This is a genomic window from Vibrio cyclitrophicus, assembly GCF_024347435.1.
GTDB classification, from domain to species: domain Bacteria; phylum Pseudomonadota; class Gammaproteobacteria; order Enterobacterales; family Vibrionaceae; genus Vibrio; species Vibrio cyclitrophicus.
On sequence record NZ_AP025480.1, the window covers coordinates 2,283,119 to 2,298,140 of the forward strand.

A 15,022-nucleotide genomic window follows, 5' to 3' on the forward strand; every position below is an offset into this window, starting at 1 on the left:
TACAAGTATTGTTCACTTTTTTAAAGCTACAGATAGCAAAAAGCCGCTCATTAAGAGCCAACACCTATCATTTAAGGTGTTTAGATCGCACAGTGTAGCGAGTCTTACTAAAACGAACGGTCCTACCTTTGGGCCGTTTTTGTTTTTCGGGCAAAATATAACGTTTCACTCGCTCTCTCATAGCTCGCAGCTTTTTGGGAATAGAACCTGGAGAAGCGATAGCACACCACATTAGCTCATCTTGAATATCTCGAAGTGCCATCGTAAAGCTTATCCTAAGTGGTGAGACTTCTGCCTCTTTTGCTATTCGGCTAATCTCCAGACGGATTAAGTTATACGCGATAAGGATACCCCATACCTCTTGCTTTACACCCTCTACAGATTGACTGCGGAGCAGAATTTCATCTTCAAGCATGTCATGCTTAATCTCGCCATAACTCTTCTCGATTTCCCACCTTTCGAAGTACACGTCTAATAATGATTTTAAACTGTATTTTCTATCTGTTAGAGAAGTCAGCAGCCCTTGTATATGATTGGGTTGTTGTTCACCATCATCGGGGTATAGAGCCAGCCTCGCTTTCCACGTTTCCGGGAGGCTCGGGTCTTGCTTTCTAGCTTGTGGAGAGACTTTCATCTCTACAATCAGATCTCGCCCATCATCATCGAGTTGCTCGATGGTTTCATACTTCACATTCGACTTTATGGGCGTCATCCAGTGACTTGTCCCATGCTCTCGTTGCCAGTTAAGCATAAGCTCTGCGCTCAGGTAGCAACGGTCAAAAATGGTCAATGAATTCGGGACAGCTGATGAAATTAAATCTTTTGCATAGCTAATTTCACCTTTAGAACTTTCCCCAAAAGCCACATCATGAATAAGTCGACTCCGTAGGGATGTGAGTGCGCACATTCGAACGATTGGATATTCAGTGTGCCTGTCTTTTCGGTAGTAAACATATTGATAATGCTCAGCTAAGCTTGGGTTATCGTGCGTTCTAAACTGTGTGCCATCAATTGAAAATAGGCTCAAACCATTCCATTTATCACCCGCATCTTCCGACTGTGTCCAGTGCTTTGCTGTGATTGAGAATAATGACTCTAAAGGTTTAGCGGTGAGGCGCTTTCTCGCCTGGGGAATCGCACTAGGTGCAATAGACTCACCCAATGAGTTAGACAATTTGAGGTCGAGTTTATCGAGTACATCGGTAATCGGTCTATCTCGATAGAGACCAATACCAACGACTAACCATACAACAAGTTCGGCAGGTAACTTTCTACGACGCATACTCGCTTTGTTCGTTTCAGATAAAGCTTGGTTTATCCAATCTAGCGGAAGGTCTTTTTGGAACAAAGAAAGAGATTCTGGATTAGCAAAATCGTCAACATCGATTAACCAGTGTGACAGCATAAAAAATACCCTTAAACAGAAGTGCTTAAGGGTATTGTCAACCATCTGCAGGATCGTTCAACTGATCAGGAAAATGCTTAAATGATCAGTGTTAGCTCATTAAGAGCGGCTTTTTTTATGGGTGGAAGCCCCAGCCACATCCCGGCACACACGTCGCCTGCTGCGGCTGCTCCCTTCCAGGCCTGACCGAGTTCACAAGTTAGTGTTGCGGGAGGACCAGAGCCTCCATAGATTCTTTTTCTAAGAGGCTTGCCTCAAAGAGTGATTGGATTATTAAGCATCGCAGCAACCATTGCAAGCTCTTCGACCCTATTTTTGAACAATTGCGGTCTAAGTGCTTATCCTTTATTCAAACCACTAGAAAATCGTAGGTAAATTCACCATTTACCTACGTTCGAAGGATTTGAGCATCTTTAAGGCTAGATATCGATATCTTCGTTATCTTCGGTACGAATGATGTAATCAGTCATCCATGCTGTGCCTAGCAAGCACAACCAAACCACAAATACCGGATTTGGAACTTCAATGCTTGGCGTGATCACCAGAGCAGCAAAGCCTACCGTAGGCAGTGTCCAACATAATAGCTTGTTCCAACGGAAGGTCTTCAAGCGTGTCAGCGTTTCCATCGACGCCATGATGCCCGTTACACACAAAGCAACCAAAGCGGCATATGGCAAGTCGGCTATCCATAATGGCAATATCAAACCCAATGACCACCAGCTGTGTCGGCTGGCTGGCTTAAGGTGATTTGCCGCCCACCAAATAACGATGATTGACAATGTTTGTAGTGTGGTAACCCATGGAACACCATCAAGCTTACCTGCCGATTGCGTAACCATGATTCCCACCTGTAAAGTGGTAACGATCAGTCCGGAAATAATGACAACGGATAAACTGCTGCGTTTTGAAAAGACAACCATCAGCAATGGGAACAAAACCCATGCACTGACCGATAGCGTGATAGGTTGTAAAGGAAGCGTTAAACCATAAGTGGTCATAGAAACAAGCAAAGCTAATCCTGCAATGCCGCCCTGCGGTAATATCCACAATGCAGGAATGACCATTGCAAGCACTGGAATGTCACCTTCACTTAAACTGATTGCTCTCGCACAAACAACCGCTAATAATGTGGTGATCAAGAACTGAAATGTTGAAAATACCATAGCCCTCTCCTTCTACCGATCCGTGGTATTAATGAACTAGGAACTTTTAGTATGGACCAATTTTTAGCCCAAATCTTTGCTGTGATTCACCAAATTCCATATGGAAAAGTAACAACTTATGGAGATATAGCACGTTTTGCAGGTTTTCCGGGCTATGCACGCCATGTAGGTAAAGCGTTAGGTAACTTACCAGAAGGAAGTAAACTACCTTGGTATAGGGTGATTAACAGTAAAGGTGAGATCTCTTTGAAAGGGGATTCATTGGATCGCCAAAAGAAGCATCTGGTCGAAGAAGGGATTGAAGTGAGTGATGCAGGAAAGATCAAACTCAGAATATACAAATGGCAGCCCTAGGGCTGCCATCCATTTCTAATTAACGAACACCAACCAAGCGCAGGTCTGCTTGTTGCGTGTTTTCTACATCAGTAATCACAGACTTAACTGTATCTGTCGTGAAGCGTAACTTACCGTCTACATGAATCGTTGCACGCATGTTGTAACGGTGGTTAGCTTGAATTTTGTTGTTGTCGTAGCTCAATTCGAATGCGAAAGGGACTTGTTTACCATCAGCAGTGAACTCTTGAGTCGCAATCACGATTGATGATGCGTCAGCAAGTGAGATATCTTCTAGCGTTACGGTAATCACGGCATTCTCTGGTAATGCAATTCTTTCGCGATAGCTTACTGTGCCTGAAATCACTTGAGTATTCTCTGCAACGGCTTCTTGAGAAGCGCTCGTTTCTGATGTTGCTTGGCAACCAACAAGTAGGCCAAACGATAATAAAGACGTAATAAAAATTAGAGCCTTTTTCATATTCAATTTCTCTCAACATGTTTGTCGGAATCGACAAATCTACGGCCTAATTATAAGAGAGCTTTCATATTCTGTCTCGAAACCCTATGATTTATTGACAGATATTTGACTAAGCTAAATCATTAGCACACTAATCTGACACCCATTTTACGAAGAGGAATACTGACGATGAGTCAACCTTTACAAGAATTACTCAGTTTACTTCAGCTTGAAAAGCTGGAAGAAGGTTTATTCCGAGGGCAAAGTGAAAACCTAGGTCTTCCGCAGGTTTATGGCGGTCAAGTATTGGGACAAGCGCTTTCTGCTGCTCGCTATACTGTTCAAGATGACCGAAGTGTTCACTCGTTCCATAGTTACTTTCTGTACCCAGGTGATCCCGAAAAGCCCATTATTTATGATGTTGAAAACTTAAGAGATGGACGCAGCTTTAGCACACGCCGTGTTAAAGCGATTCAAAATGGCCGCCCTATTTTCTATCTCACGGCTTCTTATCATGGCGATGCTCCAGGCTTCGAGCACCAAAATCCTATGCCTGATATTCCAGGTCCGGAGAACTTTGCATCAGAAACTGAACTGGCAAGTCACATTGCTGAATTCTTACCTGAGAAACTGCGTAAGACTTTCTGTGGAGAAAAACCGATTGAGATGCGCCCTGTCACGGTTGTTAACCCGCTAAACCCTAAAAAGGCCGAAGCGAAGCAATATCTGTGGGTAAGAGCAAATGGCGCGTTGCCAGATAATCAGCTTATTCACCAATATTTGTTGGCCTACGCATCCGACTGGGGCTTCTTAGTGACAGCGCTTCATCCTCATGAAGTGTCCATTATGACGCCAAACTTTCAGGTCGCTACGATTGACCACTCTATTTGGTTCCACCGTCCGTTTAAGATGGATGAATGGCTACTTTATGCGATTGAAAGCCCGACCGCGGCTAATACTCGCGGCCTAGTACGTGGTGAAATTTACAACCAAAAAGGTGAATTAGTCGCGACTGCAGTACAAGAAGGTGTGATGCGCTTTACTAAATAGCGATCAAGCGTTGTTTTAAAAGTCCCAAATAAGTACGAGCAAACAAAAAGAGGCTAGGTTTATAATACCTAGCCTCTTTCTTTAATGACGCTTAAGAAAACTCGTCACATAAAAATCAATAAAACTCTATTCAACCTCAAGCATCGGCTCGAGTTCACTTTGTACGCGCGTTTTAATGCCATCTCCCGCGTCTCGCAGTAAATTAAATGGTGATAGCACCACTCCTTTCACCGCTCCTTCTGCTGCGCCCTGAGCTAATTCTCTACTCTTATCTGCCAACAAATTCGCTTGTACCAAAATATCCGGTACTTCCGCTCTTAGCATTTCAGATTCAGTAATAATCACTGGAATGGTTTGCTCTCGATAAGATTTACTCTCAGCAAGCATTGGTGGCATCACATCGACACGATATCGCTTTAATTCCGTCAATGTTGGAGGAATCACATCGGTTCTAACTTGTTCGACTTCTGTTCGAACACTCTTAACTTCATCTAGAATGGCGGGGATTTTTCTATCGACCGATGAAACGGTGTTATTGACTTGAGCGATGGTTTTTCTCACATCTTCAACCGTCTCTAATACTTGAGGAGCAAGTTCATCAACATGCTCAGCAAATGCCAACCACTCTTCAACTTTGAGTTCCTTGGTCAGTACCGATAAGTCTTCGATCACCTGCGGGTAAGTATCAACGATTTCACCAACTTTATTGGTAAATGAGTAGATGGTGTAACCCAAATAAAAAATGGCGACCGCCAATACCAGCTGGATAGCAGTAGATACTTTTGCAAACATGAATAGTCCTTTTCTTTATCGCAGAGGCGACATCTAAACTGAGACGATGGTGAGTGTTTTATCAGACACTGCTTAAAGCGGCAATGCTGTCGTGTACTTCAATGGTTCCATCGCAAAAGTCGATGTCACGTTAGAGATACCATCAATGCTATTCACTAAGCGTTTGTAGAAATCATCAAAGCACTTCATGTCTTTCACTTGAACCTTCATCATATAATCATACTCGCCCGCCATACGGTAGAACTCCATCACCTCTGGAAATTCAGACACGGTGTTTACAAAACGACCGTACCACTCATGAGAGTGATCGCTGGTTTTAATCAACACGAACGCGGTAAAGGAAAGGTCGAGTTTTTCAGGATTCAACAACGCGACTTTTTTCTCAATAATGCCGTTCTCTTCAAGTCGCTTAAGCCTTTTCCAACAAGGCGTGGTCGTCAAGTTGACCGCTTCAGATATGTCATTCAACGACAGCGTGCTGTCCTCTTGTAACAGCCTTAATATCTTTTTATCTACGGCATCTATCACAATTTCACCAAACCACTTTTAAAGAGAATAATTTTCTACAATTTAAGCAAAACAAAGGAAATATGGCAAAGTTTTTCTCCTTAGATATCGCTAGATTATAACCATACCAATTACAAATAATTCCTACTTAGTATCAAGAGAATGCCTATGTGTACTGACCATCAATGGATTAACAACGCGATTCGTAAAATTGAAGCAGATTACCAACGCTCAGCGGATACGCACCTGATCAAGCTCGATTTACCTAGCGTAGAAGGCATTGATATTTATCTTAAAGATGAAAGTACACACCCTACTGGCTCTTTGAAGCATCGTTTAGCGCGTTCTCTGTTCTTATACGCTATCTGTAACGGTTGGGTTGGCTCAGAAACAACGATCATTGAATCTTCATCGGGCAGTACGGCGGTGTCTGAAGCGTACTTTGCTCGCCTACTTGGTCTTCCGTTTATTGCGGTAATGCCAAAATGCACAGCGAAGAAGAAGATTGAGCAGATTGAATTCTACGGCGGCCAAGCGCACCTTGTTGATCGCTCAGATGAGATTTACGATGAGTCTCGCCGTTTAGCAGAAGAGTTGAATGGTCACTACATGGACCAATTTACTTACGCTGAGCGCGCAACCGACTGGCGTGGTAACAACAACATCGCAAACTCGATTTTCAATCAAATGCAGATGGAAGATCACCCAGTTCCGGCATGGGTAGTAATGAGCCCAGGTACTGGCGGTACTTCTGCGACTATTGGCCGTTTCATTCGCTACCAACAGCATGAAACTAAGCTTTGTGTTGTCGACCCAGAGAACTCAGTATTCCTCGAATACTTCCAAACAGGCAATGCGAACGTGAAAGGCAATACATTCAGCAAGATTGAAGGTATTGGTCGCCCACGTGCAGAACCAAGCTTCATTCCTGGTGTGGTTGACGAAATGCGTAAAATCCCAGACGCAGCAAGCATCGCAACGACACATTGGTTGTCTGATATTCTTGGCCGCAAAGTTGGCGCATCAACCGGTACTAACATGTACGGTGTGCTTCAGCTAGCCAGTGAGATGAAAGCGCGTGGAGAGAAAGGTTCTATCGTGACTTTGCTATGTGACAGCGGTGAACGTTACCTAGACACTTACTTCAATGACGAGTGGGTAAATCTGAATATCGGTGACCTACAACCTTACGCGGCGAAGCTAGAAGCTTTCTCGCAAACGGGTGAGCTGGCTTAAGATCGAAAGATCAACACGCCCTAAATACAAAACAAAAAAGAGCCCATGATGGGCTCTTTTTGCTATAGATAGTTTGCAGTCAGTGTCGCTTATTCCTATGTCTTTACTGCTAATGCGACAAATTATTCTGGCTTCTGCTTTGCTTCAAACGCCGCTAGTTGCTCAGGTGTCGCTTTTGGCTGATGGTTTTGTTTCCACTCATCGTAAGTCATGCCATAAACGCGCTCACGAGCGTCATCGATATCCAAATCTAGGCCTTGTTGCTCAGCTTCGGCTTTGTACCATTTACTGAAACAGTTGCGGCAGAAGCCCGCCAAGATCATTAGGTCGATGTTTTGCACATCTTTATTGCTATCTAAATGTGCTAACAGGCGACGAAAGGTTGCTGCGTCTAGTTTATCTTGTTCTTCTTGAGAAAGATCTTTGTATTTAAATTCAGCCACTTTACTTTCCTTTAGTATTTGTTTTCTTGTATTCATTCGTTGAGCTGTAGTTGTTATACAAAAAAAGCCTGCCATTCGCTAGGAGCAAACGCAGGCTTTTCTATATTGTTACACTATTCCATGTTCATTGGCCGTGCGTGTTCATTAACCGTGACTGCTTCTTCCCACGTTGTCATGGCTCAGCTCTTTATTTAGAACCGCTTCCACATGACCAGGTGAACGTGTTGTGCCTGAAATCAATCGGTACATCGCAGGGATGACGAACAGAGTAACCAACGTCGCGAAGCCCATACCGAAGAAGATAACTGTACCCACTGCCACTCGGCTTTCATAGCCTGCGCCTGTTGAGGTAATCAATGGAACTGCACCGGCTAGCGTCGTAAACGCCGTCATTAAGATTGGACGCAAACGTCGTGCTGAAGCATCAATGATCGCCTTTTCAAACTCAATGCCACGGTCACGAAGTTGGTTAGCAAACTCTACGATCAGAATACCGTTTTTAGTTACCATACCGATCAACATGATCATACCTATTTGGCTGTACACGTTAAGACCTTGGTTCATCAGTACGAGGCCTAAGAAGCCACCGAAGATACCCATAGGAACCGTGAACATCACCACTAACGGGTTGATGAAGCTTTCAAACTGCGCAGCCAATACCAAGTACGCGACTAGCATCGCTAACGCAAACACCACTAAAATACTCGATTGGTTCTCTTTGAAGTCTTTTGACTCTCCAGAGTAGCTCACAGAAATATCACCCGGTAGTTGCTCAATCGCTTGTTCATCAAGGAAGTCGAGTGCGTCACCCAACGTATAACCTTCCATTAAGTTCGCTTTAATGGTCACCGATTTCTGCTTGTTGTAGTGCGACAAACGAATCGATGAAGCGACTTCTTCAATATGCGTCAGCGTATCTAGTGTCACTAACTCACCAGATTGAGTACGCATATAGATTTGACTTAAGTCGTTAGCGTTATTGAAGCTATTTTCATCACCACGAAGGTAAACATCGTATTCTTCGCCACGGTCCACAAACGTGGTTTCGCTGCGCCCACCAAGCATGATTTCTAGCGTGTCTGAGATATCTGATACGCTGACACCCAACTCGGCTGCTCGTTGCTTATCTACGGTTACCAACAACTCTGGTGTTTTCTCCGAGTAATCGATGTCCGCACCTTCCATCATTGGTGAATCTTCAGCCGCTTGCTTTAACAGTTCGCCCCATTTCTGAAGCTCAGAGTAATCAGAGCCACCCAGTACAAACTGCACAGGCTCACTTGAACCACCTTTGAAGCCCGGCATGAACGGGAATACACGCACATCAGGAATACCATTCAACGATTTACGGACTTCGCTCAACGCTTCCTGAGCCGTCTCTTCACGTTCATCCCAATCTTCTAAGATCATGATAACGAAGCCCGTTTGGTCGCCCGCATTACCACCAAACGCTGGTGATTGAATGCTGAATGACTTCAAGAAGCCCTGACCAAGCAACGGCATTAGACGCTCTTCAACGATGTCCATATTGGCAGACATACGATTATAGCTGGTTGCATCAGCGCCACGAACAAACGCAAAGATAACACCACGGTCTTCTTGTGGAGTCAGTTGCGACGGCACTTGTTGCATCAAACCATAACTACCGCCCATACACGCGATAATGATGATTGGAGCAGCCCAACGCCAGTTTAAAGCACGGCGCAATACTGAGCGGTATCCAGATTCAAGTTTGCCAAATACGCGCTCGACAAACAGGTTAAAGCGGTTTGGTTTAACGTTCGCTTGTAGGATTTTACTGCCTAACACTGGCGTTAACGTTAATGCGACTAGCGACGAGAAGATCACCGACATAGCGAGCAATACAGAGAACTCGGTAAACAAGAGACCAACCATGCCGTCCATGAACGAGATTGGTAGGAATACCATTACCAATACAAGCGTTGTTGCGATTACCGCAAAGCCTACTTCACGAGTACCTTTATACGCAGCAAGCAGTGGCGATTCACCACGTTCAATATGGTGGAAAATGTTCTCAACCACCACGATCGCATCATCGACCACCAAACCAATCGACAGGATAAGTGCCATCAGGGTAATCAGGTTGATAGAGAAACCGAAGTAGTACGCGGCAATAAACGACGAGATCAGAGATACCGGTACGGTTACCGCGGGAATAAGTGTTGCACGTGCTTGACCAATAAAGATGTAAAGCACAAGGATAACTAAGCCACCCGTAATAAAGAGAGTGCTGTAAACCTCTGATATCGAACGGTCGATGAAGACTGTTGAGTCATAATCGACAGCCAAACGAGTACCATCTGGCAAGAACTTTTGAATTGCTTCGACTTCTTTATGGACTAAGTCAGCAACCTCAAGTGGGTTCGCATCTGACTGAGGCACGATACCCATACTTACGTTAACAACGCCGTCACTTTTAAAGGTCGAGTTTTCGTTTTCTGCGCCAATGTACACATCCGCTACGTCTTTCAAATAGATAGGTGTATTATCAGAGGCACGTTTAACGACTAGGTATTCGAAATCTTCCGCTTCAGTGTAAGAACGAGCGGTACGCACCGACATTACAATCGCATCGTTACGTACTTCACCACCTGGGCTTTCAATGTTCTCACTGTTAAGAGCAGAAGTGATGTCCGAGGTAGTAACGCCACGACCCGCCATCTGCGCAGGTTTCAGCTTCACGTACATTACTTTGTACAAGCCACCCGAGATATCCACCGAACTCACACCAGAGATCAAACTAAAGCGGTCAATCAACACACGTTCTGTGTAGTCAGTTAACTGCGTTCGGTCCATCTCGGTTGAACTTAGGTTGATATAAACCGATGCTTCGCCACTACCGTTGTTCTTATAAACAATCGGGTCGTCGGCTTCATCAGGCAATGATCGCTGAGCACGAGCGACCGCATCACGCACATCACTCACACCCGTATTGAGGTCGTAACCAAGCTCAAAAGTAATCGTGATACGCGACATGCCGTTACGCGTTGTAGATTCGATCTCATCGATACCACTAATACCGGATAACTGATCTTCAAGATTGGAAGTTATTTGGCTTTCAATGATGGTGGCAGACGCACCCTCATAACGTGTACTGATCGACACCACTGGACTTTCAATATCTGGCATCTCACGAACGGCAAGCTTGTTAAATGAGACAATACCAAACACAACCAGAAGCAGGCTCAATACGATAGCCGCTACTGGTCTCTTTACAGAAACATCAGATAACAACATTAGTTAGCGCCTTCTTGTGTTGCTGCATTTTCATCAAGATTAGCTGTATCGGCCTCAAGTTTAGCGGGGCGATTAACGGCTAGCTCTTGAACCAAAACACCGTCGCGCATGTTCACGATACCTTGCACTACGATCTTCTGACCAATCTCGATACCTTTCTCAATCACGACTTCGTTATCGATACGTGCACCTAGGAACACTTCTGTTCGAGTTGCCTTGTTATCTTCATCAATTACGTAAACAAAACGTTTAGTGCCCGAATACTCCAATGCTTGAACTGGAATAATCGGCGCTTCTACTGGTGGAAAATCCATATCAGCCGCCACTAACATGCCTGGCTTTAGATAATCATTGTTGTTATCGAAATGGATTCGAACTCGTAAGTTCAAGGTTTCAGCGTTGATACGAGAATCAATACCGACCACAGTACCTGTAAATTGAGTATCGCCCCACGCACTGGTGCGAGCCGTTACTTTCATGCCTTTAGATAGCTTAGAAAGATAACGCTCAGGAATTTGAAGGTCTAACTGCATCACAGACAAGTCATCTAATGTCACCAGTTCAGTGCCTGCAGTGACCATTTTTCCGCGGCTAAAGTCGATGAAACCAACGGTGCCAGAGAAAGGTGCGCTAATGTGAAGATCTTTTAGGTTTGCATTTGCGGCAGCCAGTCGAGCATTAGCAATTTCTACATTGGTTTTCTGAGCGTCGATTTCGGTTTGTGTGATCGCGTTACGTTTCACTAGGCGTTCAAATTCCGCTAGCTTACGTTTTTCATCTTTTAGATATGCTTGCGCTTCTGAAACCGCAGCTTTAGCTTTGTCGTCATCTAACTGAACCAACATTTGCCCTTTGGTGACATCTTGATTAGCTTTGAAATTAATAGAATCAACTCTGCCAGCCACTTCAGAAGTAATAATCACAGATTGTTCGGCTTCTAACTTACCGACCAACGAGAGAGATTGGCTAACTTGGTGAATATCAACCTGTTCAGTAACAACAGTAACAGTACTTGGGCCCATGCGTTTTGCGAGTGCGGCTGGAGACGCCATAAGAATAGACAAGCTAAGCAGGGTTAAAACAGATTTATGCTTCATAATAATGGTCTGCAAGTAAGATTTAAGATCTATAAATGAAATTAACGATATTCTATCAACTGATGAATGCTGTAACGTCAAGAAGTGTAAATCTAGGTCAAATTCCATTTACGTTTCGTCGCAAATTACACAAACCAAACACAATACAGAAAGCCAGTTACCTCAAGGTGTTACCTATCACTACGCAAACCTTAATAGAGATGTTCACTTCACGAGCAATATGCGTACTTTTCGCCATCTTTGCCCAAAAAGGCAGCATTTAACACAAAACCATAAGAAAAACTCTTTACAGGTTTAACGTGTTTGCTATGATGCGCTCCGCACTTGAGAGATGCGTTGGGAAAAACATCTCTTTAGCCTATCCATTACGAGTTAGGAAAAAACACCCTGGAGGGGTTCCCGAGTGGCCAAAGGGAGCAGACTGTAAATCTGCCGGCACTGCCTTCGATGGTTCGAATCCGTCTCCCTCCACCATATTCTTCTTGCCTCTTTTAAGAGTTAAGAGAACAACCTAGTTGATGGGCTTATGGGAAAACATCAATTTAGGCTTACTTTGTGAAGAGTAAGACATACCCTGGAGGGGTTCCCGAGTGGCCAAAGGGAGCAGACTGTAAATCTGCCGGCACTGCCTTCGATGGTTCGAATCCGTCTCCCTCCACCATATTCTTCTTACCTCTTTCGAGAGTTAAGAGAACAACCTAATTGATGGGCTTATGGGAAAACATCAATTTAGGCTTACTTTGTGAAGAGTAAGACACACCCTGGAGGGGTTCCCGAGTGGCCAAAGGGAGCAGACTGTAAATCTGCCGGCACTGCCTTCGATGGTTCGAATCCGTCTCCCTCCACCATATTCTTCTTACCTCTTTTAAGAGTTAAGAGAACAACCTAGTTGATGGGCTTATGGGAAAACATCAATTTAGGCTTACTTTGTAAAGAGTAAGACACACCCTGGAGGGGTTCCCGAGTGGCCAAAGGGAGCAGACTGTAAATCTGCCGGCACTGCCTTCGATGGTTCGAATCCGTCTCCCTCCACCATATTCTTCTTACCTCTTTCGAGAGTTAAGAGAACAACCTAGTTGATGGGCTTATGGGAAAACATCAATTTAGGCTTACTTTGTGAAAAGTAAGACACACCCTGGAGGGGTTCCCGAGTGGCCAAAGGGAGCAGACTGTAAATCTGCCGGCACTGCCTTCGATGGTTCGAATCCGTCTCCCTCCACCATATTCTTCTTGCCTCTTTTAAGAGTTAAGAGAACAACCTAGTTGATGGGCTTATGGGAAAACATCAATTTAGGCTTACTTTGTGAAGAGTAAGACATACCCTGGAGGGGTTCCCGAGTGGCCAAAGGGAGCAGACTGTAAATCTGCCGGCACTGCCTTCGATGGTTCGAATCCGTCTCCCTCCACCATATTCTTCTTACCTCTTTCTAGAGTTAAGAGAACAACCTGATTGATGGGCTTATGGGAAAACATCAATTTAGGCTTACTTTGTGAAGAGTAAGACACACCCTGGAGGGGTTCCCGAGTGGCCAAAGGGAGCAGACTGTAAATCTGCCGGCACTGCCTTCGATGGTTCGAATCCGTCTCCCTCCACCATATTCTCCTTAATTGGAAAATCGAAAAGCCAACTCATTGAGTTGGCTTTTTTCGTTTCCGATCTTTATATCTTTCTAAACGCATCTTTCTAAACATTGCCCTCAACTTCCTAAACACTAACCCACTACTACAAAAAACTTGATCAGTCTGACTCATTCGGACATCAGTGCTCCCATACTTAAGCATGACGCTCACAAACCAGATAAGCAGCGCAACCTAAGTAGTTTGTAGAAACTTGCTCTTTGCATTTACTCTCAATGTCCTGTTTCTGATGCACCGTGATCTCAGGCGCCAATACGGATTTAAAGAACTTTGTCATTACTCATTACATCCAGATGAAATCAGTTAGTTAGTCTCAGGTTAATCCAATATTTGAATAAGATACATCTCTTATATTTGTCTTGATGACACTCTTCCTCTACTCATGTTATTTCTCTGTTCCGCATGTTTCGTCATATTGGTATTGCTCCGTGAATCTAAAACTCTCCCCCCCTCAAAAAAAGCTTAAAGCCAATTTCCCAGACGCAACTTACAGATACATATTATTAGGCGCAAAAAAGCCCCTACAGATTTCTCCGTAGAGGCTTTCAATAATCAAAGTAATATCTAGTTAACTCATTTTTAGTTAACTATCGAGATTAACCTTGAATACCAACAATTAGCCAAGGCGCATTGTCAGTAGTTAGATCGCGTTCTAAATGCCAGATATCAGTGATATCTTCTTCGATGCCATCCGCTGTATCACGGTAACGACCACTAAACTGAAGGCTTAGCTGTGCTTTGCTACCATCGTGGTCTGCACGAACGATTTCAGCATCAACGTACATTACGTCTGTGTGCTGATCACCCTCTAGCTTGTTACGCTCAGCTTTCAGATCTTCAAATAAGCTTGGAGATACGTACTCTTCAATCGTGTTAAGCTCGTTGTGGTTCCATGCACCTTGCAGTGTACGGTAGTGCTCACGAGAGCCATTGATGAAGGCCGCTTGATCAAAACCCGGTGGGTAATTATGCGGAACATCGCTTTGAGCACCAAAGCCAAAGCCGCCAGCAGCACCTTGTGGTTGAGATTGAAGTTGTGCTTGCTCGAAGTTATGAACATTTGGCTGTTGCTTAGGTTGCTCATACTTGTTCTGACCCATACCACCGAATGCTGGCTGTTGGCCACGTCCATTCTGCTGATTCATTGAGCCCTGCTTGGCCCCCAACATTCCACGCAGGAATTTAAACGCTAGGAAAGCGATTAGACCCATAATCAGAATATCCATAAACTGGATACCTTCAAATGCGCCGCCAAAGAATGCAGCTAAAAGACCACCGGCAAGTAAACCACCTAGTAGACCGCCCATAAGGCCTTTCTTGCTAGAGTTAGCTGCTGTGTTCTTACCCGTCTGATCTTGTCGGATCGAGTTAGTGTTTTGTTGTTTTGGTGCTGGAGCCGTTTTGAAGCTTTTGCCAAATGACTTACCACCACCAAACTTTTTCGCTTCCGCGATTGGCGTCACCGCGACTGTTACCAACAGGATCGCGACTAGTGAGAAAAATCGTTTCATTATTATCCTTTATAGGGTTCTTTATCTTTCGACACCTTAATCATACTCGTTAACAAAGAACAATGAAATATTCACGGCGTTTACACATGTATCATAATATTGCTGCTATTAATTGGTTACTTAATTAGC

Annotated in this window: 12 protein-coding genes, 7 tRNA genes and 1 other RNA gene; 10 read left to right on the top strand and 10 right to left on the bottom strand. The window is 44.3% G+C overall.

What is annotated here, in order from left to right:
- Positions 1-67 precede the first annotated feature (67 nt).
- From OCW38_RS10020 to OCW38_RS10030, 3 genes are all read right to left on the bottom strand, one after another.
- Positions 68-1,405: an IS4 family transposase gene (locus tag OCW38_RS10020; RefSeq protein ID WP_261893540.1), complete on the bottom strand. Its 1,338-nt coding sequence runs from the start codon at positions 1,403-1,405 to the stop codon at positions 68-70.
- Positions 1,406-1,530: 125 nt separating this feature from the next.
- Positions 1,531-1,627: signal recognition particle sRNA small type (ffs, locus tag OCW38_RS10025), an RNA gene on the bottom strand.
- A gap of 197 nt (positions 1,628-1,824) precedes the next feature.
- Positions 1,825-2,568: a VP0952 family biofilm-associated protein gene (locus OCW38_RS10030; protein WP_016768484.1), complete on the bottom strand. Its 744-nt coding sequence runs from the start codon at positions 2,566-2,568 to the stop codon at positions 1,825-1,827.
- Between the two features lie 51 nt (positions 2,569-2,619).
- Here OCW38_RS10030 and OCW38_RS10035 point away from each other — a divergent pair, with 51 nt between their 5' ends.
- Positions 2,620-2,922, top strand: coding sequence for a DNA base-flipping protein (locus OCW38_RS10035; RefSeq protein WP_010439592.1), 303 nt, complete (start codon positions 2,620-2,622; stop codon positions 2,920-2,922).
- A gap of 19 nt (positions 2,923-2,941) precedes the next feature.
- Here the strand turns inward: OCW38_RS10035 and OCW38_RS10040 are convergent, their stop codons facing one another.
- Positions 2,942-3,382, bottom strand: coding sequence for a YbaY family lipoprotein (locus OCW38_RS10040; protein WP_016768483.1), 441 nt, complete (start codon positions 3,380-3,382; stop codon positions 2,942-2,944).
- Positions 3,383-3,550: 168 nt separating this feature from the next.
- On the opposite strand from OCW38_RS10040, the gene tesB reads away from it, so the two are divergent.
- On the top strand, positions 3,551-4,411 hold the full coding sequence (tesB, locus tag OCW38_RS10045) for an acyl-CoA thioesterase II (RefSeq protein ID WP_010439587.1): 861 nt from the start codon (positions 3,551-3,553) through the stop codon (positions 4,409-4,411).
- A 126-nt stretch (positions 4,412-4,537) separates the two neighbouring features.
- Here the strand turns inward: tesB and OCW38_RS10050 are convergent, their stop codons facing one another.
- Both OCW38_RS10050 and OCW38_RS10055 read right to left on the bottom strand, forming a co-directional pair.
- Positions 4,538-5,203 carry a hypothetical protein gene (locus OCW38_RS10050; protein ID WP_010439584.1) on the bottom strand — a complete coding sequence of 222 codons (666 nt, stop codon included), beginning with the start codon at positions 5,201-5,203 and terminating at the stop codon, positions 4,538-4,540.
- A 72-nt stretch (positions 5,204-5,275) separates the two neighbouring features.
- Positions 5,276-5,731: an Lrp/AsnC family transcriptional regulator gene (locus OCW38_RS10055; RefSeq protein WP_010439581.1), complete on the bottom strand. Its 456-nt coding sequence runs from the start codon at positions 5,729-5,731 to the stop codon at positions 5,276-5,278.
- Between the two features lie 147 nt (positions 5,732-5,878).
- Between OCW38_RS10055 and OCW38_RS10060 the strand changes: the two genes are divergently transcribed.
- Complete coding sequence (locus tag OCW38_RS10060; RefSeq protein WP_016784689.1) at positions 5,879-6,946, top strand: PLP-dependent cysteine synthase family protein; 1,068 nt, start codon at positions 5,879-5,881, stop codon at positions 6,944-6,946.
- A gap of 122 nt (positions 6,947-7,068) precedes the next feature.
- On the opposite strand, the gene OCW38_RS10065 is transcribed toward OCW38_RS10060, so the two are convergent.
- The 3 genes from OCW38_RS10065 to OCW38_RS10075 all read right to left on the bottom strand — a co-directional run bounded on the left by OCW38_RS10065 (position 7,069) and on the right by OCW38_RS10075 (position 11,744).
- Entirely contained in the window at positions 7,069-7,389 is a 321-nt protein-coding gene (locus OCW38_RS10065; protein WP_010439576.1) for a DUF1244 domain-containing protein, read from the bottom strand.
- Between the two features lie 144 nt (positions 7,390-7,533).
- Positions 7,534-10,647 (bottom strand): vibriobactin export RND transporter permease subunit VexH, encoded by a 3,114-nt coding sequence (vexH, locus tag OCW38_RS10070; protein ID WP_010439574.1) that lies wholly within the window; start codon positions 10,645-10,647, stop codon positions 7,534-7,536.
- Positions 10,647-11,744 carry an efflux RND transporter periplasmic adaptor subunit gene (locus OCW38_RS10075; RefSeq protein ID WP_022570816.1) on the bottom strand — a complete coding sequence of 366 codons (1,098 nt, stop codon included), beginning with the start codon at positions 11,742-11,744 and terminating at the stop codon, positions 10,647-10,649. Before OCW38_RS10075 ends, vexH begins: the two co-directional genes overlap by 1 nt.
- 389 nt (positions 11,745-12,133) lie before the next feature.
- Between OCW38_RS10075 and OCW38_RS10080 the strand changes: the two genes are divergently transcribed.
- From OCW38_RS10080 to OCW38_RS10110, 7 genes are all read left to right on the top strand, one after another.
- A tRNA-Tyr gene (locus tag OCW38_RS10080) sits at positions 12,134-12,218 on the top strand.
- 102 nt (positions 12,219-12,320) lie between these two features.
- Positions 12,321-12,405: transfer RNA gene (locus tag OCW38_RS10085), tRNA-Tyr, on the top strand.
- A gap of 102 nt (positions 12,406-12,507) precedes the next feature.
- A tRNA-Tyr gene (locus OCW38_RS10090) sits at positions 12,508-12,592 on the top strand.
- A 102-nt stretch (positions 12,593-12,694) separates the two neighbouring features.
- Positions 12,695-12,779 (top strand) — tRNA-Tyr (locus OCW38_RS10095).
- A 102-nt stretch (positions 12,780-12,881) separates the two neighbouring features.
- Positions 12,882-12,966, top strand: a tRNA-Tyr gene (locus OCW38_RS10100).
- Positions 12,967-13,068: 102 nt separating this feature from the next.
- A tRNA-Tyr gene (locus OCW38_RS10105) sits at positions 13,069-13,153 on the top strand.
- Between the two features lie 102 nt (positions 13,154-13,255).
- Positions 13,256-13,340: transfer RNA gene (locus OCW38_RS10110), tRNA-Tyr, on the top strand.
- Between the two features lie 638 nt (positions 13,341-13,978).
- Here OCW38_RS10110 and OCW38_RS10115 read toward each other — a convergent pair.
- Positions 13,979-14,893, bottom strand: a complete 915-nt coding sequence (locus OCW38_RS10115) for a Tim44 domain-containing protein (protein WP_016784690.1) — start codon at positions 14,891-14,893, stop codon at positions 13,979-13,981.
- Positions 14,894-15,022 lie beyond the last annotated feature (129 nt).

Coding starts and splice junctions, on each gene's coding strand:
- OCW38_RS10020 (WP_261893540.1), bottom strand. CDS start 1,405: ATGCTGTCACACTGGTTAATCGATGTTGACGATTTTGCTAATCCAGAA.
- OCW38_RS10030 (WP_016768484.1), bottom strand. CDS start 2,568: ATGGTATTTTCAACATTTCAGTTCTTGATCACCACATTATTAGCGGTT.
- OCW38_RS10035 (WP_010439592.1), top strand. CDS start 2,620: ATGGACCAATTTTTAGCCCAAATCTTTGCTGTGATTCACCAAATTCCA.
- OCW38_RS10040 (WP_016768483.1), bottom strand. CDS start 3,382: ATGAAAAAGGCTCTAATTTTTATTACGTCTTTATTATCGTTTGGCCTA.
- tesB (WP_010439587.1), top strand. CDS start 3,551: ATGAGTCAACCTTTACAAGAATTACTCAGTTTACTTCAGCTTGAAAAG.
- OCW38_RS10050 (WP_010439584.1), bottom strand. CDS start 5,203: ATGTTTGCAAAAGTATCTACTGCTATCCAGCTGGTATTGGCGGTCGCC.
- OCW38_RS10060 (WP_016784689.1), top strand. CDS start 5,879: ATGTGTACTGACCATCAATGGATTAACAACGCGATTCGTAAAATTGAA.
- vexH (WP_010439574.1), bottom strand. CDS start 10,647: ATGTTGTTATCTGATGTTTCTGTAAAGAGACCAGTAGCGGCTATCGTA.
- OCW38_RS10075 (WP_022570816.1), bottom strand. CDS start 11,744: ATGAAGCATAAATCTGTTTTAACCCTGCTTAGCTTGTCTATTCTTATG.
- OCW38_RS10115 (WP_016784690.1), bottom strand. CDS start 14,893: ATGAAACGATTTTTCTCACTAGTCGCGATCCTGTTGGTAACAGTCGCG.